Raw genomic sequence first — 21,492 nt, 5'->3', positions numbered from 1 at the left:
GGTGGTGGTCCTACCGGTTCGCGAACTTCTTGCTGACCGACTCGTATACGCCCTTGGCCTCATCGCCCAGTCGCGGTCCGGCGAGCCAGCCCGAGGTCACCGGGCCGATCGAGGTGTTGGACACCAGTTCCGGCTTGCCGTCGGCGCCCTTCTCCACCCAGCCGCCACCCGACGAACCGCCCGTCATGGTGCAGCCGATGCGGTACATCGTCGGCTCCGCCTTCGCGATGGAGAGCCGCCCCGGCTTGTCCTGGCACTGGTACAGCTTCTGCCCGTCGAACGGGGGAGCGGCCGGGTAGCCGGTGGCCGTGAGGCTCTCGACCTTCGGCACGGCGGGAGCGTTGAAGTTCACCGGCAGGGCCGCGCCGACCGTCTCCTGGAGAGACTTGCCGCCGTTGCCCTTCTCCGGCGTGACATGGATGACGGCGAAGTCGTACGGCGCGCCGTGGCCGCCGGTCTCGTCGCCCTGTGAGATCCACTGGTCGGAGGTCTGTGCCCAGTCACCCCACCAGACGCCGTACGGGGCGACCTCCTCCCGTGGGGCGTTCTTCAGCTGGAGTGCGGTCCTGCCCGAGTCGTTGTAGTCCGGCACGAACGCGATGTTGCGGTACCAGCCGCCCTTCTTGCCCGCGTGCACGCAGTGGCCGGCCGTCCACACGAGGTTGGACTTCCCGGGGTGCGCCGGGTCCTCGACCACGGTCGCCGAGCAGACCATCGTGCCTTCGGGAGAGTCGAAGAACACCTTGCCGGAGGCGGGGGCGCTGTTGTGGTAGGCGGCCGACACCGCCTGGGCCGTCACCGGTGCCGGAGTGGGGTCCGTGACGCCCTGGTCGCCGGAGAGGTCGTTGTCGTCGACACCCTTGTCGGGGTCATTGGCCTTGCGCATCCGGTCCGAGTCCCACAGCCCCTTGATGATCGGGTTGATGAAATCGTCGGCCTCACGCAGCCAGTCGTGCTTGTCCCACTTCTTCCAGGCGCCGTTCTGCCACTTGTCGATGTCGATCCCGTGCTCCCTGAGCTTCTGCTTCACGTTGTCGGGGATCTGGATCTTGCCGTCGTCCGTGGCGGACGCGCTAACCTCGCTGCTCGCCTTGTTGTCCGAACCCCCGTCGCACGCGGTCGCGGTCAGGGTCAGCGCCGTGGCGAGGCCGACCGCCGCCAGGACGGGAGAGCCCGTGCGGCGCGCGCTCCTTCCTCGACGGGTGGCCAGGAACGGGCGTATGGATCGCATGGGCTGAACTCCCCCTGGGATGAACCGGTGTGACGACGGCCGTGGCGGCGGCGCGTCACCATGATCACTGCTTGACGGAACGGCATCACACACTATGCGCTTGGTGTGGGGGACTTCCGGTGGAACGGCAACGGTTTCGCTACGAGCTGTCCGGTCCTTCGGGCAGCGGCTCACCTGTCAGGCGATCGTAGACACCTCAGATGATCCCGGTGCGTATCGCGTACGAGACGGCATGGGCGCGGTTGCGGAGACCGAATCGCTTCATGACCCCGTACAGGATGTTCTTGACGGTGCGCTCCGAGTAGGACAACTCCAGTGCGATGTCGGCGAGTTCGCGCCCGTCGGCGACCAGGCGCAGGACATGTTGCTCGCGCTCGGTGGTCCCGTAGGTGGTCAGGCCCATGGGGGCGAGAACCTGACGCTGTGTCCTCTGGATCTGCTGCATCAACTCGCCCTGGAGTGCGTGGGGGAAGCATCCGCCTCCTTGCGCGACGGTCAGGAGCGTCTGGGCGAACTCCCTGGGGGAGAAGGACGCGTGGTGCAGCACGGCGCGCACTCCGCAGTCGACCGCCATCGAGATCTCGATCCGCCACTGTCTCTTGACGATGACGAGGAAGCGCGTGGTGGGGCTCGTGCTCAGGTCGCGCAGCATCTTCAGGGTGGACCCGTCCGCGGACTCGACGGCCACCACCACGACATCCGCGTCCCCGGTCGGGGCGGTACCGATCTCCGACAGTCGCGGGTCCTGCCGCACACAGCTGATCAGCCCGGCGCGGATGACCGCGTCCGTGGCGTGTATGGCCACCCGGACCGTGCCCGTCGGCGGCACCCGACGCCTGTGCCCTTCGGAGGCAGGCGCAGGGATCCGTTGTTGACGCTCCTTGGTGTGCACTGCACCCTTCCCTGTTTCCGGCCCGGGTGCGGTCTCACCCGGGAGGTGGAATTCCTGCTGTTCGCGGCCGTCCCGCGTGGCCCCCTGTTCCTGACCGGAGCAGTTGTCGACGAGGCCATGACAGCCGCCGCCCCGGCCGGGCGGCTACCTGTGCATGACGTTCGAGCGCATAACGCTTCCAGGCAGCCTTGTGACGACCGGCGACCGGCTGCGTCGTGGTGACGGACTGTCCCTGTCACCACGACGCAGTCCTGCGCGGTCATCCTGTCCCCCTGTTCGCCCCAGGAGATGTCCTGTGCGCGCTTCGGGTTCCCTCATCGGCAACCCGGGCATCGCAGGGGGCCCCAACGGGCGCTGAAGCTGTGCTAACGGGCGCTGCCGTTGTTGCGGTCCTCATCGGAGCTCCGGGATATCAGGGCGGTCTCTTCGATGCGTCGTGCGTCGTGAGTCGTGAGTCGTGCGCAGCGCACGCTCTCTCGTGTGGTGGGCGGCGGACTGGACGCCTGGGCAGAGTCCGCTGTTCATACGGACAGAGGCGATGCGTAGGCACTGGCACGGCGGGGGCCCGTTCCTAGGGTGGGCGGGGCAGCCCCGCTGCGGCCCTGGCGGCCATCGGTGCCGGTACCACGCGCCGGAGCCGCCGTCGCGCCGTGAACACCACTCGTCCGCAGGAGACCGTCCTTGAGCACCGTGGTCGTCAAGCGCTCTGCCCGTGTCCCCGGCCCCGAAGCCCCCGAGGGCCGGATCGAACTGGCGGAGCCGCCGGTGCTCGGCGAGCCCCCCACCGCGGACTTCACCTCGGTGATGCTCTATCTGCCGATGGCGCTGGGGGCCGGCGCCATGGTCATGATGTTCACCGTCGGTGCGCGCTCGCCCTCCACGTACATGATGTCCGGGATGATGGGCGTGGCCATGATGAGCATGGGCCTCGGCCAGCTCGGCCGGCGCGGCGCCGAGCGCAAGCGCCGGATGCGCGCCGAACGCCGCGACTACCTGCGCTATCTCGCGCAGTTGCGCCGACAGGCCCGGCAGGCGGCCGCGGTGCAGCGCGCGGCGGCCTCGTGGGACCACCCGCGCCCACAGGACCTGTGGGCGGTGGCCGCCGGGCCGCGCCTGTGGGAACGCCGCTCAGGGCACGAGGACTTCGCGGAGGTGCGCATCGGCCTGGGCGTCCGCCGGGCGGCCCTGGTCCTGGTGCCCCCGGAGACCAAGCCGGTCGAGGACCTCGAACCGCTGTCGGCCGTCTCGCTGCGCCGTTTCACCAAGGCCTTCCAGTCGGTCGACCAACTGCCCGTGCCCGTGCCGCTGAGGCGTTTCACCAGCGTGGAGTTCGCGGGCGACGGACTCGCCGCGCTGGGCCTGCTGCGCGCGATGATCGGCCAGCTGGCGGTGCTGCACTCACCTGACGAGCTGCGTATCGCGCTGCTCACCGACGCCGTCGGCCGCGAGGAGTGGGACTGGCTCAAGTGGCTGCCGCACAACGCCCATCCCTACGAGGAGGACGACGCCGGTCCACTGCGCCTCGTGGCGGACGACCACGACGCCCTGTTCGGCCTTCTCGGCACCGATGTCACCGAACGGCCGGACCACGACCCGGACGTGCCCCCACGGCCAGGGGAGCCGTTCGTGGTGGTGCTGGCGTACCGGGTGCGCATCCCGGACACCTCCCGGCTGCTCGCCGCGGGCATCCGCAACGTGGTGCTGCTGGACGCCACCGGAGCGATGACCGGCGGTCCCCAGGTGCTTCGGCTGACCGTACGGGACGGCGAGGTCGAGTACCCCTCGGGCACCACCCCGGTCACAGCCCAGGCCGACACGCTCTCGCCCGCCGCGGCCGACGCGCTGGCCCGCGTCCTGGCCCCGCTGCGCACCAGCGGCGGCGTCGAATTCGTCGAGCAGCCCCTGGAGACCGACTTCGATCTGACCGCGCTGCTCGGCATCCGCGACCCGCACTCGTACGACGTGGCCGCGCTGTGGCGCACCCGCACCCCCCAGAGTGCCCGGTTGCGCGTGCCCATCGGCATCACCGAGGACAACGAGGTCCTGGAGCTGGACCTGAAGGAGTCCGCGCAGAACGGCATGGGCCCGCACGGCCTGCTGATCGGTGCGACCGGTTCCGGCAAGAGCGAGCTGGTGCGCACCCTCGTCATCGGACTCGCGGCGACGCACTCCTCGGACGTACTGAACTTCGTGCTGGTGGACTTCAAGGGCGGTGCCACGTTCCTCAACATGGACCGCCTGCCGCACACATCCGCGGTCATCACCAACCTCGCCGACGAACTCCACCTGGTGGACCGTATGAGGGACTCCCTGAACGGCGAAATGATCCGGCGTCAGGAACTACTGCGGGAGAGCGGCTACTCCTCGCTGTACGAGTACGAGAAGGCACGGCTCGGCGGCGCGGCGCTCAACCCGCTGCCTTCGCTGGTGATCGTCGTCGACGAGTTCTCCGAACTGCTGGCGAACAAGCCGGAGTTCGTGGACCTGTTTGTCTCCATCGGCCGCCTGGGCCGATCGCTGGGAGTGCACCTCCTGCTGGCCTCCCAGCGCCTGGACGAGGGCCGCATCCACCGCGTCGAGGGCCACTTGTCGTACCGGATCGCCCTGCGCACCTTCTCCTCCATGGAGTCCCGCAGCGTCATCGGAGTCGGCAGCGCCTACGAGCTGCCCTCCGCGCCGGGCAACGGCTATCTGAAGGTCGACACCACCAACCTCGCACGCTTCAAAGCCGCCTATGTCTCCGGTCCCTGCCCGACGCCCGTGGGCTCCTCCCGGCCGGCGCAGTCGACAGCGGGCGTCGGGGACGTGGTCGTCTTCGGCATGGAGCAGCAACTGCCGGCCGAGCAGCCCGCCCTGGAAGGGGCCGAGGAACTCGTACTACAGCCCGAAACGCAGCCTGAGCCCGCCTCGGACGACGAAGAGAGCCTGCTGGAGGTCCTGGTGGCACGGTTGGAGGGAACCGGCGCGCCGGCCCGCCAGGTGTGGCTGCCTCCGCTGGACCACTCGCCGAGCCTCGACCAGCTGCTGCCCGGCATCGTCCCGGACCCGCAGCGCGGCATGAGTGCCAACGACTACCCCGCGCTCGGTGCGCTCCGGGTTCCGCTCGGCATGGTCGACCGGCCCTACGAGCAACTCCGCGAACTGATGGTGGCCGATCTGTCCGGCGCCGACGGGCACCTGGCGCTCGCCGGAGCCCCCCAGACCGGCAAGTCCACGATGCTGCGCACCCTGATGCTGGCGCTCGCGCTCACCCACACACCGACTGAAGTGCAGTTCTACTGCCTGGACTTCGGCGGCGGCGGCCTTCAGTCCACCGCCGGTCTGCCGCATGTCGGCTCCATCGCCACTCGCATGGAACGCGACCGGGTCCAGCGCACCGTGGAGGAGCTGACCCAGCTGCTGGAGGTCCGCGAGCAGCGCTTCACCGATCTGGGCCTGGAGTCGATGAAGGCCTACCGGCAGGGGCGCGACAAGGGCGAGATCGAGGACCCGTACGGTGATGTGTTCCTCGTCATCGACAACTGGTCCACCCTCAAGCAGGACTTCGAGGACCTGGAACCGCGCATCATCGACCTGGCCGCCCGCGGACTGTCGTTCGGGCTGCACATCGTCGTGTCCGCGGTGCGCTGGTCGGAGATCCGGCCCCGGGCGCGCGACCTGTTCGGCACCAAGTTCGAACTGCGGCTCGGTGACAGCTCGGAGTCCGAGATCGGCTCGAGGATCGCCGCCAGTGTCCCCCACCAGCCCGGCCGCGGCCTGACCAAGTCCTCGTTGCATTTCCTGTGCGCCCTGCCGCGGCTGGACAGCTCGTCATACACCGAGGACCTCACCGCGGCGACCAAGTCCGCCGTGGCCGAGATCGACACGTTCTGGACCGGACGCCCGGCTCCGGGCGTGCGACTGCTGCCCGCCAAGCTGCCGCTGGACAAGCTCCCGGCTCCCGAAGGCGACCTGAAGGTCTGCCTCGGCTGGGACGAACAGCGGCTCGCTCCCGTGTGGCACGACTTCCGGACCACCCCGCACCTGATGGTGTTCGGCGACAGCGAGACCGGCAAGACCAATGCGCTGCGCCTGGCCATCGACGCGATCCTGCGGCGCTACACGCCGGAGGAGGCCCGCATCCTCCTCGCCGACACCCGCCGCGACCTGCTCGCCGCGGTCCCCGAGGAGTACCGCGTCGGATTCGCCGTGGACGGTGAGACCCTCACCCAGCTCGCGGGCAGCGCCGCGGTGTCGGTCGGCAAGCGTGTTCCCGGGGCCGACATCGCTCCGGAACGGCTCTCCCGGCGCGACTGGTGGACCGGCCCCAGACTGTTCATGATCATCGACGACTACGACCTGTACTCCGGCGGACCGGGCGCGGGTTCCCCCCTGGGCGCCCTGTCCCCGCTGCTCGCGCACTCGGCGAACATCGGTATGCACATGGTGATCTCCCGCTCCACCTCGGGCGCCTCCCGGGCCATGATGGACCCGGTGCTGCGCCGTATCTGGGAGCTGGGCAGCCCGGCGCTGGTGCACTCCTATCCCAAGGAGGAGGGGAAGTTCATCGGCGAGGCCAGGCCGCGCACCCTGCCCCCGGGCCGCGCCCAGTTCGTCACCCGGCGCGGTGTGCGACTGATGCAGGTCGGACACGCCGGCCCCTGACCGCGCGCCGGACGTCCTCGCCGAGCCGCCGCACCCCCACGCCTTCCAGGAGCACCATGACCACTGCCATTCCCGCACCCCACACCCCCGGCGGGGTCAGCACCGAGGTATGCCGACTGACCATCGCCGGGCCGGCCGGACGCGCTGACCTGGCCGTGCCGGTCGACACGACGATCGCGGCCCTGCTCGCGGTGCTGCTGCGCCACGTCCCCGCCGAGCCCGGCCGGACCGTCGGCGTCTGGACGCTGCAACGACTCGGCGAGGCACCGCTGGACCCCGACGCCACACCGCAGAGCGCGGGGCTGGTCCACGGCGAGGTGCTGTACCTGCGCGCGGTGGACGACCCCATGCCCGAGCTGACGTTCGACGACATCGCCGACGGCGTCTCCCAGGCCATCGGCGAACGCGCCAACCGGTGGCGTCCGGAACTGACCCGGCGGCTGTTCCTCACGCTCGTATGCGTCGTCCTCGCCGTCCTCGCCGCGTCCGTCGCCGTACAAGCGCACGGGCCGCTCGTCCCCGCCGTCTACGGGGTCGTCGCCGTCGCCCTCGGCGCGGGGTGCGCCCTGGACCGGCGCGAGCCCGCCGACCAGGTGGCCAAGCTGATAACCGGCGTCGGCGCCTGGGCCTTCGCCGCCCTCACCGGACTGACCGCCCTGCACGGAACGCAGGGCCTGTCGTCGCCGCGGCCCGCCGACCTGCTGCTCGGTGCGGGCTGTGCCCTGCTGACGTCCGCCGCCCTGCTGCCCGTCCGAGGGCTGCGGTTGTCGGTGACCGCGACGCTGCTGCTCACCGCGGTCCTCGCGCTGCTCGTCGGCGCGGTGGCCGCCCGGTCCGGTGCCGACGCCGCCCGCGGTACCAGCGTCGTCGCCGTGGTCTTCTTCCTCTTCGGACACCTCGCACCGCGCGCCTCGCTGCGCCTGGCACGCATCCGGGTGCCCCAGCTCCCGCGCAACGCCGAGGAGTTGCAGGAGGACACCGAGCCGCATTCGGGGCGGCTGGTCGCGCGCCGCACGGCCGTCGCCGACAGCATCCTCACCGCGATCAGCATCTCGACGGGCCTGCTGTGCACGGCGGCCTTCCTCCTCCTGCTGGGCAGGGACGGCTGGTCCGACTGGCTGTTCTCGCTCGTGCTCTCCGGCGCCCTGCTGCTGCGCACCAAGAGCCTGAACGCGTCCTGGCAGCGATTTCCCGCCGCCGTCTGCGGCACACTCGGCCTGCTCACCGTGCTCCTGACCTGGACGGCCGGCTCCTCCACGGCCGCCCAGTGCGCGCTGCTGCTCGGGCTGCTCGTGGCCGGTGGGCTGCTGCTCGTCGGGGCGTGGCGGCTGCCCACCGCACGGCTCCTGCCGATCTGGGGGCACCTGGCGGACATCCTGGAACTGGTGACAGCGCTGGCGCTGCTGCCCCTGCTGCTGCAGATGCTCCACGTGTACGCACACATCCGCGCTGCGGTCAGCTGAGGGGGAATCAGTGCAACGCCGCCGCGACCATCTGCACGCATACCAGTTCGCCACCGGGCGGCTGGCCTCCTCCCTTGTCACCGGGGCCCCCGGAACCGGCGAGGCCCCGATGCGCAGGTCCGGGCTCGGCGCCATGTTCGGCGTCACGGCCGCCGCCCTGCTCGTGGGCGTCTCCGCCGTCTACGGCCTGCTCAAACCCGTCCGGCCCGCCGAGCAGCCGCGCGAAGGCACCCTGATCGTCGAGCAGCAGACCGGCAACCGCTACCTGTACATCGGCGGCCAACTGCACCCCACCGTGAACTACGCCTCCGCGCTGCTGGCGGTCGGCAGCGGCGCGCCGGTCCAACAGCTCCCGCGCGCCTCGCTGGCGGACGTGCCGCGAGGCATGCCCATCGGCATTCCCGGTGCGCCCGACGACGTCGCACAGCCGTCGGCGCTGCTGACCGGGGCGTGGGCGGACTGCCTGCGCCCCGGCAAGGGCGAGGCGCTGGACTTCGCCCCTGCCACCGCGCAACGGGTGGCGGGCGGAGTCCGTGTGCTCGTCGCCGGGCCCGACGGCACCCGGTACGTGCTGTGGGACGGCACGAAGTACAAGATCGGTGACCGTTCCGCGCTCATCGCGCTGGGCATGGACACCCAGCAGCCCGTCAAGGCTCCCTCGGCCTGGCTCGACGGCCTGCCCGACGGAACTCCCCTCGCACCGGCCCCTGTTGCGGGGGCCGGCGGCGGGGGCCGCACCGTCGCGGGAAGCTCCGCGAGCGTCGGCCGGCTCTTCCGTACCGAGGCCGGCGGAGCCGACCACTACTACGTCCTCGAATCCGATGGCCTCGCTCCGCTCACCGCCACCGAGGCGGCCCTGCTGGCGGCAGCGCCCGGCGGCCGGCCGCCGTCGCAGGTCAGCCCCACCGACATCGCCGCCGTCCAGGCGTCCGGCGACACCACCCTCATGCACCGGATCCCGGACGTGCTCAACGGCACCGACGCCACCGCCGACCACGGCTCCGCGCTGTGCCTGCTGCACTCCGCGGACGGCCGGCGCACCGTGGTCGTACGCGAGACCGGCCGTGCCGCCACCTCCGGCGACGGGGTGCTGGTTCCCCCGGAGCACGCGGTCCTCGCCGTCCCGCCGCGGACCTCCGCCCAGTTGGCCACACCCGTTCCGTACCTGGTCACCGACCGGGGACTGAAGTACCAACTCGCCGACCAGGCCGCCGAGGCGCTCGGCTACGGCGGCCTCACCCCGCGCACCCTGTCCGCCGCCACGCTCGACCAGATCCCGGCCGGCCCGCGGCTCACCCGCCCCGGAGCCCTCGCCGCTGTCCCGGAGACGAGGTGACCATGGCGCGTCTACCCCATGAACGGTCTTTCGCACGCGGGGAGTCGGCCCATCGCTGGCCCACGAGGCTGGCGCGCGCCGCCCTGCGCGGCACCAGCCCCGCGCTGGAGTCCCGCAGCGTCGGCAACGCGCTGCTGGTGCATCCGCGCGGATTCGTCGACGGCCGCGCGCTGACCTTCACCCAGCGGCTCGCCGCCGACCCGCAGCACACCCTGGTCGTCCTCGATCTGCCCGCCAGCCCGGAGGACTCGGTCTGGGAGACCGTCGCGCGGGCGCTGGACCGCCGCGGCCGCAGCTTCCGGCTCGTTCCCGGCCGCGGGGCCCGGGAGGACGTCAACCGTGCCGCGCAGTGGCTCGCCGACCGGCTGGAGCGCACCGTGCTCGCCCCCGACGGAGCCGTGATGCCCGCGGCGGGCGGAGCGCTGTTCGTCCCCGCCCATCACGGCGCGGGCTGGCTGCTGCACCGCCCCAACAAGCCGTCCGTCCCGGACTCGCGGCGGTTTCCCAAGCCGCAGTGGGAGTTCTCGGTTCCGGACCAGCCCCGGCCGACCGGCACGGGCGGCACGATAGAGCCGCTGCCGGGCGGGGTGTGGATCCGCGGCGGAGGGCAGGAGCCGGCCGACGACGCCGACCGCCGACGACTGGTCGACCTGCTGGCCGCCCACCCGCAGCTGCTCGCCGTGGCGCTCGGCAGTCCGGGAAGGCCCGCCCTGCCGCTGGAGGAGGTCGCCGCCTTCTGGCGCGAACTACCCAGCAGTGCACGGCCGTTGGTGCGCTTCATCCCCTACGGCCCGGTCGCCGTCCCCGACGGCACGCTGCTGGGCCAGGCCCTCGCGGACCTGCTCGGACAGCGCGTCGCTGTGCACACCGGCATCCCGGTCGCCGGGGCGGACGGCTCGCTGCCCGAGATCCGTACCCTGCTGCGGGACGGCAGCCTCGGCTGGCGCCCGTACGCCGACGAGTTCGGCTTCGCGCCGCGCGCCCAGACCGGCGGCCGGCCCATGGCCCCGGTCGCGCTGAACACCCGGGCGCCGGTCGGCTCCGCCCCGGCCATCGGGCCGGGCATCTACCAGTACGCCAACGACGCCGTCCTGGAAGTCGTGCAGAGCGGCCTGTGGGTGCGACCGCCGACCGAACCGGGTGACGGCCACACCGTGCGCAGCGCGCCCGTCCACGCCCCGTTCCCCGCGATCCTCTACGACGAGACGGACCCCGCGTCCGTCGACCGGATGCGGTCCATCGCCCACGAGCTGCTGCGGGGCCTCGACCTGTCGTTCAGCCGCGGCAGCCGTGTCGTGCCCTCCGGCGAGGCCGGCCGTGTTCCCGAGGCCGGCTCGTCGCCCATGGCCGTCACCTCGCACGCACCGGCGCGGAGCGCCCCGGTGCTCAGCGCACCCGGTTCGGCGGACGGCTGGCTGACGCACGCCCCGACCGTGGAACAGCCGTTCCCGACCGCCCCCGACGGCGACGGCTCCAGGGCCCTCGGCCCGGCCGCGCCGATGCCCGCCCTCACGGCCGGTCCGCACGGCCAGGAGGCAGGTCCCCGCGGCGGCCGGCACCGCCGGCCCGCCCTGCCGCCGGTGTCGCAGCCGGAGCCCACGCACCCCGCGCCCGTCGTCCCCCCGACGGCCACACCGGTGCGGGGCCCCGACCTGCCGGAGCCTCTGCCGCTGCCCGGGGCCCGCGCCACCGCCCGGACGCAGCCGGGGGAAGCGCCCGCCGCCCCGGTGCCGCCGCCAGCCGCTCCCGTGCCGCCGCCGGCCGATCCGGTGTCGCCGCCGCCCGTCCCGGTGCCGTCGTCGGCTCCGCCCGCCGACCCCGGGGCGGCCGTACCGCCGCCCTCACCCGGCCGACCCCCGGGGGCCCCGCCCGCGCCCGCGCCGCGCCTCGAGCCCCCCGCCGCGGCACCTCCCGGCGCCCCGCGCATCCGCCTGGAGACGTCCACCCCCGGGCCGGTGCCGTCCCCGTCGCCCGGCCCCTCGCCGCGACCGGCCGACGGGACCGGACAGCGATCGGCCGGCGGGCGACCGGACCCGGGCCCGGCCACCGCGGGGCGGCCGGAGCAGGCGCCGGTCCCCGGCACGACCGGCCTCCCTCGCGCGCAGCCCGAGCCCTCGGCCGCCGCCGACGTCGCACCGCCGAAGCAGGGCGTGGAGCGGGAGCGCGACTGGCTGCGGCGCAGCCTCGGCACGCGCTACGACAGTGCGGTGGGCTTCGCCTCCCGGGTGTTGTCGGAGTCCCCCGGCCTGCACGCCGGGCCGCGCGCCTCCGCGGGCGACGCGCTCACCGATCTCGCGGCCGTCCGGCTGTACCTCTCGGGCGCCACCGCGGTGATCGACACGGCCATCCGTTCCGGCGCACCGGGCCCGCACGTTCCGCTCGCGCGGTGCGCCGCCGTCGGGCTGCGCCGACTGCCGTCCTACCGGGGCGCCGCGTTGCTGCGGGCGACGCTCAGCAGCCGGCAACGCGCCTGGTACGCGGAAGGCTCGGTCGTCACCGAGCGCTCCTTCCTGGCCGCCCTCACCATGGTCCGCCGCGGCCTTGCCGGCACCACCGACATCCTGGTCTGGTCCCTGACGGCCCGTCGTACGGCGCTGGTCGTCCCCGAGATCCCGGACCGCGTGCTGTTCCCTCCGGGCACCCGGTTCAAGGTGCTGCGCGTGGTGGACGGCGACCGCCCCGCCGTCCTGCTGCGCGAGCTGTCGGAGTCCGAGTCCGACGACACCGACCGGGCCGGCGGTGAACGGGTGCCGCTCGACGAGATCGCCACAGCCGGGCTCGAACAGGTCCACGCCTTCTGGAAGAAGGCCGAGCAGGACCCCGAGGTGCCGATGGGCGATCCGCTGCCCGAGGAGCACGCGGACGCCTTCCGCGCCGCTCCCGGACTTCTCCAGGCCGAGCCGGGCGGGCCCCCGCGGCCCGCGGTCCGGTCCGGTAACCCGCCGCAGAAAGAAGGGAAGCCGTGAACCGTCAGGTCCTGAGGGTCTCCACGACCCAGCCCGGCGCCTACCGCACCGTCTCCCAGGCGCTGGCCGCCGCGGCGGAGGGCGCGCTGATCGCCATCGCGCCGGGCACCTACAGCGGTTCGCTCACCCTCAGCAGGGCGGTCACCCTGTCCGCCGACGGCGATCCCGGCAGCGTCCGCCTCGAGTCGCCGGTGGGGAGCACGGTCGTCGTGGACGCCGACGAGGTCCGGCTCTCCGGACTCGCCCTGTGCGGGTCCGACGCCAACGCGGCCGTCCTGGACGTGCGCCGCGGGCAGGCGGCACTCGACGGCTGCACCGTGACGGGCGACCACGCGTGGGCCGCGGTGATCGCCTGGCAGTCCGGCCAACTGGCGGCCCGGGACTGTCGGGTGAGCAATCCCGATGGCGCGGGCATCGTCGTGACCGCGCCCACCGCCAACACCGTGGAGCGCGTCACCGTCAGCGACATGGGCTCCTCCGCCGTCGTCGTGGCCGAGGAAGGACGGCTGGCTATGCGTGACTGCACGCTGGAGCGCATCCGCGGGAACGGCATCTGCGCCAACGGCCAGGGCAGCGTCACCGTGGAGTCCACCACCGTGAACGGCAGCGAGAAGCCCGCCGTCGTCGTGGAACAGCAGGCCAGAGCGGAACTGTTGCGCGTCACCGTCACCGGATCCGCCAGCCTGGACGCGTATCTGACCAGCACCGGTCTGACCACGCTCACCGACTGCACCATGAATGGATCGGGCGGGCAGTCCGTCCACGTCAGCGGCGGAGCGGCCCCCGTACTGCGCGACTGCACCCTGGCCTCCGCGAACACCAGCGGCTTCCAGGCGACCGGCGGTTCCACGCCCCGGCTGGAGCAGTGCGAGATCAGCGGTACGCCGCTCGCGGTCCTCGTCGACGACAGCAGCCGGGCCACCTTCCAGCGGTTGCGGGTGACCGGAGCGTCACGGAACGCGGTGCATGTCGGCGGTGGTGCCACCGCCATGTTCGAAGAGCTGTCGGTCTCGGACGGCTCGGCGGGCCTCAGGGCCGCCGGCTCCGCCCGCATGGGGCTGCGGCAGTCCCAGATCGACGCGGGCGGCGGCACCGGTGTGGAGCTGACCGAGGGCGCGACCGCCCGCTTCGAGGACGTACGGCTGCGCGGCACCGGTGACTGGGGCCTCACCGTCTCCGGTGGCGCACGCGCCGAGCTGGAGTCCTCCACCGTGGCCGACGCGGGCGTCCTCATCGGCACCGACGGCGAGGCGATGCTGCGCGACACCGAACTGGTCGGAGCGGGCGGAGACGGTGTGCGGGTGCTCGGCGGTGGCAGCCTCACCGCGACCGGGTGCCGGGTGCACGACGCCCAGGGACACGGCGTCAACGTCCAGGCGTCGGGCCGTGCTGACCTCAGCGACTGCACCATCGTGGACAACGCGGGTGACGGCGTCCGCAGCAACTCCGAGGAGCCGGTCACCGTCCAGCGCTGCGACGTCACCGACAACGGCGGCACGTCGGTCAACCGGCTGCGGGACGGGGAGGACGAGGACCAGCCCGCCAAGGCGGCGGCGCAGGCCCGGTCCGGCGGACGCAAACGGCAGTCCGCGGCCGACTCGGGCGAGGACCGTCGCATTTCCTCCGGCGGTGTCGGACCGCTCGCCGAACTCGACGCGCTCGTCGGCCTGGAGAGCGTGAAGCGCGAGGTCACCGGCCTGATCAATCTCAACAAGATGACCCAGCGGCGCGAGGAACTCGGCCTGCCCATGCCGCCGATGAGCCGCCATCTGGTCTTCGCCGGTCCGCCCGGTACCGGCAAGACCACCGTGGCCCGGCTCTACGGCGCCGTCCTCGCCGAACTCGGCATCCTCAGCCAGGGACACATCGTCGAAGTCTCCCGGTCCGGACTCGTCGCGCAGATCATCGGCGGTACCGCGATCAAGACGACCGAGGTGTTCAACAAGGCCATCGGCGGCGTGCTGTTCATCGACGAGGCGTACACGCTCACCAACCAGTCCAAGGGCAGCGGTCCCGACTTCGGCCAGGAAGCCGTCGAGACCCTGATGAAGCTGATGGAGGACCACCGCGACGAGATCGTCGTCATCGTCGCCGGGTACTCCGAACAGATGGGTCAGTTCCTGGAGTCCAACCCGGGCATGGCGTCGCGCTTCTCGCGCACCGTGGAGTTCCCCAACTACGAGGTCCCCGAACTCGTCACCATCGTGCAGGGGCTGTGCGCCAAGCACTACTACGAGTTGGACGACTCGGCCCTGGAAGCCCTCACCCAGTACTTCGAGAACATCCAGAAGGGACCGACGTTCGGCAACGGCCGCGTCGCGCGCTCGGTCTTCGAGACGATGATCAGCAACCAGGCCTCCCGGTTCGCCGCGGACCCGCCGCGCGACACGGCTTCGCTCAACCGCCTGGAGGCCGGTGACATCGGACCTGTCCCGGAGCCGACACGGAGCGAGGGACAAGGGCGGAAGCAGGCCCGGGAGGCATCGACGCCCGGGCGCCGCACGCCGCAGGCACCCGCCGAACCGCCCCCGGCCATGCGCCGGCTCGCCGGACTCTGCGGCCTGGGCGACGTGCGCACGGCCCTGCTCAAGCGCGTCAACGACCTGGCCACCGCCGCCCGCGACGGGGGACCGCCCGTCCCCCACGCCAACCTCGTCTTCGCCGGGGACCCCGGCAGCGGCCGACGCGCGGTGGCCACGCTGTACGCCAAGTGTCTCGCCGAGACCGGCGTACTGCCGAACGGAGCGGTGCACCGCGCGGCGCTCTCCCGGATCCCCACCCGCTGGGACCAGGAGGCCGGTGCCTGGCTGGCGACACTGTTCGCCGAGGCCGAGGGCGGCGTCCTCGAACTCGAACTCGACCCCGCTTTCACCACCAGGCCGGACCGCGAACGCTCCGCGGTGTGGGAAGCGCTGGCCGACGCCGTGCCCCGCGCCCCGCACACCGTGCTCCTCCTGCGCGGGACCCATCAGGCGCTCGCCGATGCGTTGCGCGAACGCGACGACGTGACCCGCTGCTTCGCCGAGTACCTGCGGTTCCCGTCCTACACCGCCGAAGAGCTGTCCGACCTGGTCTGCCGCAGGCTCACCGCGCGCGGCTACCGGATGGACGACGCCTCCCGCTCCGTCCTGGCCGCACGAATGGCCGCCCAGCCGCCCTCCGACGGCGCCTGGGGCGCTCACCGCTTCGCGGACCGCATGGCGGAACGAGTGCCGTCGCCCACGCTGCGCCTGCGCGACCCCCGTGACCGGTCCGCGGCTCCAGGGACGGCGCCGGCATCGGACGCACAGGCACACGGCTCTGTACCGGAAGGCAATGAACCCCGCGCCCCGTTCCTCGCAGGGGCGGCGCCGCGCAAGGATTGACCGGAAACTGACAGACCGTGAGGTCACCCGCCCAGGGGAAAGGACGAGTGATGGACGCTCAGGAAACAACCGTTGATATCAACGGAATGAAGGCGGCGGTGCCGCACTTCGAGAGCGCGCACAGCCAGATCCACACTCAGTACCAACTGATGTACGAGCATGCCGCCCAGCTCCCGAGCGTGTGGTCGACTGACGAAAGTGGCGGCCAGGCGGAATTCACCACGGCGCTCCATGGCTGGCTGGAGAACTGCGAAACAGTTCAAAACGCGCTGAAGAGCGTCATCGAGAAACTCAACGCAACCATCGGTGGCTACGAGCGGGCGCACGCGTCGGGCGCTGAGGCGAGCTCCCAGGTGAAGCAGTCCGTCGGCGCCCCCCTGCCCGGATTCTGATCCCTTCGGAACAAGGGCAGGATGGTCCTCCGAAGGCCGTTCCAGCAATGTTCGCTCAAACTCAACAGTAAGGAAGACAGAATGACCTCGTACGCGGCCAACCTCGGTTCAAGTGGGATGCCCAGAATCGTACAAGAGATGGAGGCCATCGACTCCAGCCTTCGTACTACTTTGACGGAGCTGGATGAGGCCGCCCGCGGCAGTCTCGCCCATTGGACAAAGGATGCGCGGGAAGCGTACAACGTGGCCAAGGCGAAGTGGGACGCGGCGGCTAAGCAGATGCCCATCCAGGCCAAGATGGCCGCCGAGGGGCTGACCCACATCCACCACGCTTACGGCCAGGGCGAGAAATTCGGTGTCGATCTCTGGAACGGGTGACGGCCGTGGCGTCAATCGGAGCTGACGGCGACATGGGCGGTGAGCGGTGACCTACGGTGCCAACGATGGGTCCACCAACGGCAATCCGAACGCCGAGAAGCCGTCGTCGGACAAGCCCCAGGAATACCCCCTGCACGACCAGTACACCGCCGACGACAAGGGGTACTTTTCCGATGGTGACAACGTCCCCGACGGTCCCCAAGTTCCTCCCCATGACGGGCCTGGCGGCCAGACGTCGGTCGACACCTCGGCGCTGAGGAAGTACGCCGACAACCTGGACGCGATCGCCGACGACTTGCTGGGAAAGGGAGACCCGACGGGGGGCACGGGCGTTTTCGATAAGCTCAGCCACATCCCGGAGCTGCAGGCCGGCGCATTCAAGGAGGCCAACGACCTCGCGCATCAGGTCACTGGCGCCAAGCCGCCATCGGACTCAGGCTCCAGTTCCGGCGGTAGCAAGCCATCTTCGGATTCGAAGTCGTCCTCGGATTCGAAATCGGACTCGGGCTCGACCTCGGGCTCGGGCTCGGGCGGGGACGGTTCCGGCGGCACCCTCATCGGTATGGGGGGTCTGCGGGGTCACTACCTCCAAGCGTGCCATGACCTGCGGAAGACGCTCACGGACACAGCAGAGAACGTGCGGACGTTGGCCGGCAAGTACGAGTCGCTCGCGGACATCAACCAGAAGGCGGCCAGCGAGCTCCGCGGTGTCATCGGCGACCTGGGCAAGGACGTGGCCCAGCTCAAGAAGGACCCGCTCTGACCGCGGTCGGATAAACGGTCCGCGCAGGTCGCGTTCGCAGTGCGGCGATCCGGACCGCCGGGCGGGTCGCTCGGCCCAGTGACTCGTGGCCGGGCCGAGTAACCCGTTCCGGGATCGCGGTCAGAGCGAGGAGTAAAGGCGAGCCCCCGGCTGTGTACCGGGCGGCTCGATCAGATGTGTTGGCGGCGCGACGTCGGAGGCCCGGGCGGTGCGCCTTGCGAGTGGTGGGCGAACGGGAGCGGGGACGGCATGGCTGACTCCAATGAGTACAGCGACCCGAATACGGATGGTTTCTCCGATACAGGCCATGGCGTTATCGCCCTGGGCGGTGACACCACCGGTGACTACGGTCGCTGGGGCTGGAAGCAGATCGAAGCGGCCATCTTCGGCGGTGGTGGTGTCGACGACGATTCCTACATCACCCACCCGTCTGACCCGGAGACCATTCAGAAGGCCGCCGACGCTCTGTACTACACGCAGCGGGTGCTCGAGAAGGTCCGTGACGCGATCTCCGCACAGACCGAGGCCTTGACCGGTGAGAACGGTCCCTGGCAGGGGCCGGCCGCCAAGTCTCTGCACACCGCGATGTCCGGCCTGGCCCACCAGACCGATCTGATGGCCAAGAACCTGTCCGGCGGATCGAGCCATGACTACAACATCCCGCAGCAGCTGGCGAACAGCGCCGCGCACCTTCGGTCGGCGAGACAGCGGATCACGGACATCGACCGCTGGTACGCCAAGGAGGCGGTCCGCGTCCGCCCGGAACTCGAGATGGCCAACGGACTCGTCGAGGTCCGCAAGATGCCGCAGATCGTCGAGTGGATGACCAGCAACATGCGGCAGGTCCTGGTAACGCTGGCCAAGAACTACGCCATCGTCAGCGACAACGTCGCGCAGCCGAGTTCACCCAGCAATCCGAACAACCACGGCGCCTCCGACTCCTCGACCGGCCCGGCCGACACACATGACTCGAACACCGGGTACACGTTCGACCCCGAGAACCCCGATGGCGACAGCGGGCAGTACAGCGGTTTGCCGGGGTTCCCGGGATCCGGGTCGTCGTATGTACCTGGTTCCGGGTACGGGCCGTCGTATGGACCTGGTTCCGGGTACGGGCCGGGTTCCGGATATGGGGCGTCGTATGGACCTGGTTCCGGGTACGGGCCGGGTTCCGGATACGGGTCGTCGTATGGACCCGGTTCCGGGTACGGGCCGTCGTATGGACCGGGTCCCGGGGGCACCGACGCGCCCTTCACGGACGGGCAGGACGACCCCTACTCCGACGACTACTACGGCGGCGCCGGCCAGGACCCGTACGGCGCCGTCGGCCAGAGTATTCCCGGCCAGACATACCAGGCTGAGCTTGCCCCGAGAGTCCGCCAGGACGCCATCCCCATGGTCACGGCTACTCGGGCTGCCGAGCCGGGCGACCCGAACTATGTCGACCCGCACGTTCTCGGCCAGCGGGCGGCGGCGGAGCGCGCCGCTCACGGCGACCAGCAAGGCGCTGGTGGCCAGGGCGCTCCCGGCCAGCAGCACACGTTTTATCGGCTCTCGCAGCCGGGCGACCCGAACTATGCCGACGCGCGCACTCAAGGCGAGCGGGCTGCGGCGGAGCGCGCCGCTCACGGCGACCGGCAAGGCGCTGGTGGCCAGGGCGCTCCCGGCCAGCAGCACACGCTTCATCGGCTGTCGCCGGCGGTGAGCCACCCGGCGACGCCGACGGTGATGGCGAGCCCGACTCACCTGGACTCGCTGAGGCGGGAGACGGGGGAGCCTGTGCAACCGGGGGTGCCCAATGTGCCGGCGCATCCGCAGCTGGAGATGACGCGTGCTTGGCCTCGTGATGTGTCGGTGGCGTCGCCCGTGATGCAGGGGCAGGTTGCGCCTGGTGATGGGGTGCCGGCTGCGTGCGATGTGACGGAGCCTGCGGAGCCGGGGGTGCCCAGTGTGCCGGCGCATCCGCAGCTGGAGATGACGCGTGCTTGGCCTCGTGATGTGTCGGTGGCGTCGCCCATGGTGCAGGGGCAGGTTGTGCCTGGCGATGGGGTGCCGGCGGCGCGCGATGTGTCGGAGCCTGTGCAGCCGGGTGTGCCTGATATGCCGGCGCATCCGCAGCTGACGATGACGGATTCTTGGCCTCGTGTCGGGGCGGTGGCGACGCCGATGGTGCAGGGGCAGGTTGTGCCTGGTGATGGGGTGCCGGCTGCGCGCGATGTGACGGAACCCGCGCAGCTGGGGGTGCCCAGTGTGCCGGCGCATCCGCACCTGCCGGTGGAGCCGACCTCGCCTCGCTTTTCGCAGGTGGTGACGCCCGATGTGCGGGAGGAGCTTGCCCCCGAGCAGCATGAATTGGCGAAACTGCCTGGATTCTAGGCATGACCGCAGGACGGGGCGGTGTCCGGTGCCTTGCTTCAACGCGACGGGACCGGACACGCCATCTGGCAGACGTCGTCGGAACGAATGGCCGACGCAGCAGTCACGAATACAGGCCATCGGGGCGATGGGAGCGCGGACGGCATGGCTGACCCCAATAAGTACAGCGACCCAAATGCGGATGGTTTCTCCGATACAGGCCATGGCGTTATCGCCTTGGGCGGCGACACCACCGGTGACTACGGCCACTGGAGTTGGAAGCAGATCGAAGCGGCCATCTTCGGCGGTGGCGGCGTCGACGACGATTCCTACATCACAAGCCCATCCGACCCGGAGACCATCCAGAAGGCCGCCGACGCTCTGTACTACACGCAGCGGGTGCTCGAGAAGGTCCGTGACGCGATCTCCGCACAGACCGAGGCCTTGACCGGTGAAAAGGGTCCCTGGCAGGGGGCGGCCGCCAAGTCTCTGCATACCGCGATGTCAGGCCTGGCCCACCAGACCGATCAGATGGCCAAGAACCTGTCCGGCGGATCGAGCCATGACTACAACATCCCGCAGCAGCTGGCGAACAGCGCCGCGCACCTCCGGTCGGCCAGGCAGAGAATCAAGGACATCGACAACTGGTACGCCCAGCAGGCGTTGAAGATCAACCCTAAGCTGAGGATGTCGAACGGACTCGTCGAAGTCCACAAGAACCCGCTGATCGTCGAGATGATGACCCGCGACATGTTGCAGGTCCTCACCACTCTCAGTAAAAACTACGTGGCGACGGCTGAACCGATCACGCAGCCTGGTTCGCCCCACAATCCGAACTCGGGGCCCGGCACGACGAACTTGCCGAATTTCCGAAACCTGTTCGATAACATGCCGAACCCCTTCGGGAGCATTCCCGGCCCGAACTTCGGGAACGACCCGAATCTCGGTGGCGACCTTGGTGGTGACCCGAGTCTCGGTGGTGACCTTGGTGGTGACCCGAGTCTTGGTGGTGACCTTGGTGGTGACCCGAGTCTCGGCGGTGACCTTGGTGGTGACCCGAGTCTCGGCGGTGACCTTGGTGGTGACCCGAGTCTCGGCGGTGACCTTGGTGGTGACCCGAATCTGGGCGGCGTCCCCGGTCTCGGCACCGACGCGCCGAACATCAAGACCATGGCCGCGCCCGACCTTTCGGGCTTGCCGGGCACGGGGACGCTCGATGGATCCGGGAATCCCTCCCCGTTCCCCGGCGACTTGTCCCTTGACAACGGCGGGCCGGGGCTCGCAGGCCCCGGACAGTTCGACCCCGCCATGGACGAGGCCCTCAACCCCGACACCGCGAACGCTCCCGTGGGCATCGCCCCCTTCCCGAACGCGGGCCTGGGCCTGGACACCCCGGGCGGCTCCGGGAAGGCCGCCAAGCCGACCGGCGCCGATGTATCGCCGTTCGACGGGGGCACCGGTCTGGACACCACCGGCGCCCTCGACAGCCCGAGTGGGTTGCCGGGTCTGGACACTTCCGGGATCGACGCGCCGAACACCGGCGACCTCGGGCTGGGCTCCTCCGCCCCCGGCACGGGCCTGGAGTCCGACGCGCCGGACCTGTCGTCCGTGACGCCGTTCCCGGGCGAGGGGAAGCTGGGCGACGTGGGGCAGTTGGCCGACCCCTCAGGTGCGGCGATGCCGATGATGCCGATGGGCAGCGGTGGT

General features: G+C 70.9%; 11 protein-coding genes and 1 pseudogene. 10 read left to right on the top strand and 2 right to left on the bottom strand.

Features of this window, described 5'->3' with window-relative positions; genetic code table 11:
* Window positions 1-10: 10 nt before the first annotated feature.
* Window positions 11-1,231, bottom strand: a complete 1,221-nt coding sequence (locus ABZ845_RS21860) for a hypothetical protein (protein ID WP_360982142.1) — start codon at window positions 1,229-1,231, stop codon at window positions 11-13.
* A 196-nt stretch (window positions 1,232-1,427) separates the two neighbouring features.
* Window positions 1,428-2,036, bottom strand: a complete 609-nt coding sequence (locus tag ABZ845_RS21855; RefSeq protein WP_360982140.1) for a response regulator transcription factor — start codon at window positions 2,034-2,036, stop codon at window positions 1,428-1,430.
* Window positions 2,037-2,804: 768 nt separating this feature from the next.
* Here ABZ845_RS21855 and eccCa point away from each other — a divergent pair.
* From eccCa to ABZ845_RS21805, 10 genes and pseudogenes are all read left to right on the top strand, one after another.
* Window positions 2,805-6,767 (top strand): type VII secretion protein EccCa, encoded by a 3,963-nt coding sequence (gene eccCa, locus ABZ845_RS21850; protein WP_360982138.1) that lies wholly within the window; start codon window positions 2,805-2,807, stop codon window positions 6,765-6,767.
* A 56-nt stretch (window positions 6,768-6,823) separates the two neighbouring features.
* Window positions 6,824-8,230 (top strand): type VII secretion integral membrane protein EccD, encoded by a 1,407-nt coding sequence (gene eccD / locus ABZ845_RS21845; RefSeq protein ID WP_360982136.1) that lies wholly within the window; start codon window positions 6,824-6,826, stop codon window positions 8,228-8,230.
* A 10-nt stretch (window positions 8,231-8,240) separates the two neighbouring features.
* Complete coding sequence (gene eccB, locus ABZ845_RS21840; RefSeq protein ID WP_360982134.1) at window positions 8,241-9,566, top strand: type VII secretion protein EccB; 1,326 nt, start codon at window positions 8,241-8,243, stop codon at window positions 9,564-9,566.
* 2 nt (window positions 9,567-9,568) lie between these two features.
* Window positions 9,569-12,532, top strand: a complete 2,964-nt coding sequence (locus tag ABZ845_RS21835) for a hypothetical protein (RefSeq protein ID WP_360982132.1) — start codon at window positions 9,569-9,571, stop codon at window positions 12,530-12,532.
* Window positions 12,529-15,897, top strand: a complete 3,369-nt coding sequence (locus ABZ845_RS21830; RefSeq protein ID WP_360982130.1) for a right-handed parallel beta-helix repeat-containing protein — start codon at window positions 12,529-12,531, stop codon at window positions 15,895-15,897. Before ABZ845_RS21835 ends, ABZ845_RS21830 begins: the two co-directional genes overlap by 4 nt.
* A gap of 50 nt (window positions 15,898-15,947) precedes the next feature.
* Window positions 15,948-16,289, top strand: coding sequence for a hypothetical protein (locus ABZ845_RS21825; RefSeq protein WP_360982128.1), 342 nt, complete (start codon window positions 15,948-15,950; stop codon window positions 16,287-16,289).
* Between the two features lie 81 nt (window positions 16,290-16,370).
* Complete coding sequence (locus ABZ845_RS21820; protein ID WP_360982126.1) at window positions 16,371-16,667, top strand: hypothetical protein; 297 nt, start codon at window positions 16,371-16,373, stop codon at window positions 16,665-16,667.
* A 46-nt stretch (window positions 16,668-16,713) separates the two neighbouring features.
* Window positions 16,714-17,430 (top strand): hypothetical protein, encoded by a 717-nt coding sequence (locus ABZ845_RS21815; protein WP_360982124.1) that lies wholly within the window; start codon window positions 16,714-16,716, stop codon window positions 17,428-17,430.
* Window positions 17,431-17,679: 249 nt separating this feature from the next.
* On the top strand, window positions 17,680-19,806 hold the full coding sequence (locus ABZ845_RS21810) for a hypothetical protein (RefSeq protein ID WP_360982122.1): 2,127 nt from the start codon (window positions 17,680-17,682) through the stop codon (window positions 19,804-19,806).
* Between the two features lie 144 nt (window positions 19,807-19,950).
* Window positions 19,951-21,492: pseudogene (locus ABZ845_RS21805) on the top strand (hypothetical protein); the annotation flags it as partial.

The organism is Streptomyces sp. NPDC047022 (genome assembly GCF_040644155.1).
Taxonomy (GTDB): domain Bacteria; phylum Actinomycetota; class Actinomycetes; order Streptomycetales; family Streptomycetaceae; genus Streptomyces.
This window is presented reverse-complemented; position numbering and strand designations above follow the sequence as displayed.

Bases quoted from the DNA above. Each gene is read 5' to 3' on its own strand.
- ABZ845_RS21860 (WP_360982142.1), bottom strand. From the start codon at position 1,231: ATGCGATCCATACGCCCGTTCCTGGCCACCCGTCGAGGAAGGAGCGCG.
- eccD (WP_360982136.1), top strand. From the start codon at position 6,824: ATGACCACTGCCATTCCCGCACCCCACACCCCCGGCGGGGTCAGCACC.
- ABZ845_RS21835 (WP_360982132.1), top strand. From the start codon at position 9,569: ATGGCGCGTCTACCCCATGAACGGTCTTTCGCACGCGGGGAGTCGGCC.
- ABZ845_RS21825 (WP_360982128.1), top strand. From the start codon at position 15,948: ATGGACGCTCAGGAAACAACCGTTGATATCAACGGAATGAAGGCGGCG.
- ABZ845_RS21820 (WP_360982126.1), top strand. From the start codon at position 16,371: ATGACCTCGTACGCGGCCAACCTCGGTTCAAGTGGGATGCCCAGAATC.
- ABZ845_RS21810 (WP_360982122.1), top strand. From the start codon at position 17,680: ATGGCTGACTCCAATGAGTACAGCGACCCGAATACGGATGGTTTCTCC.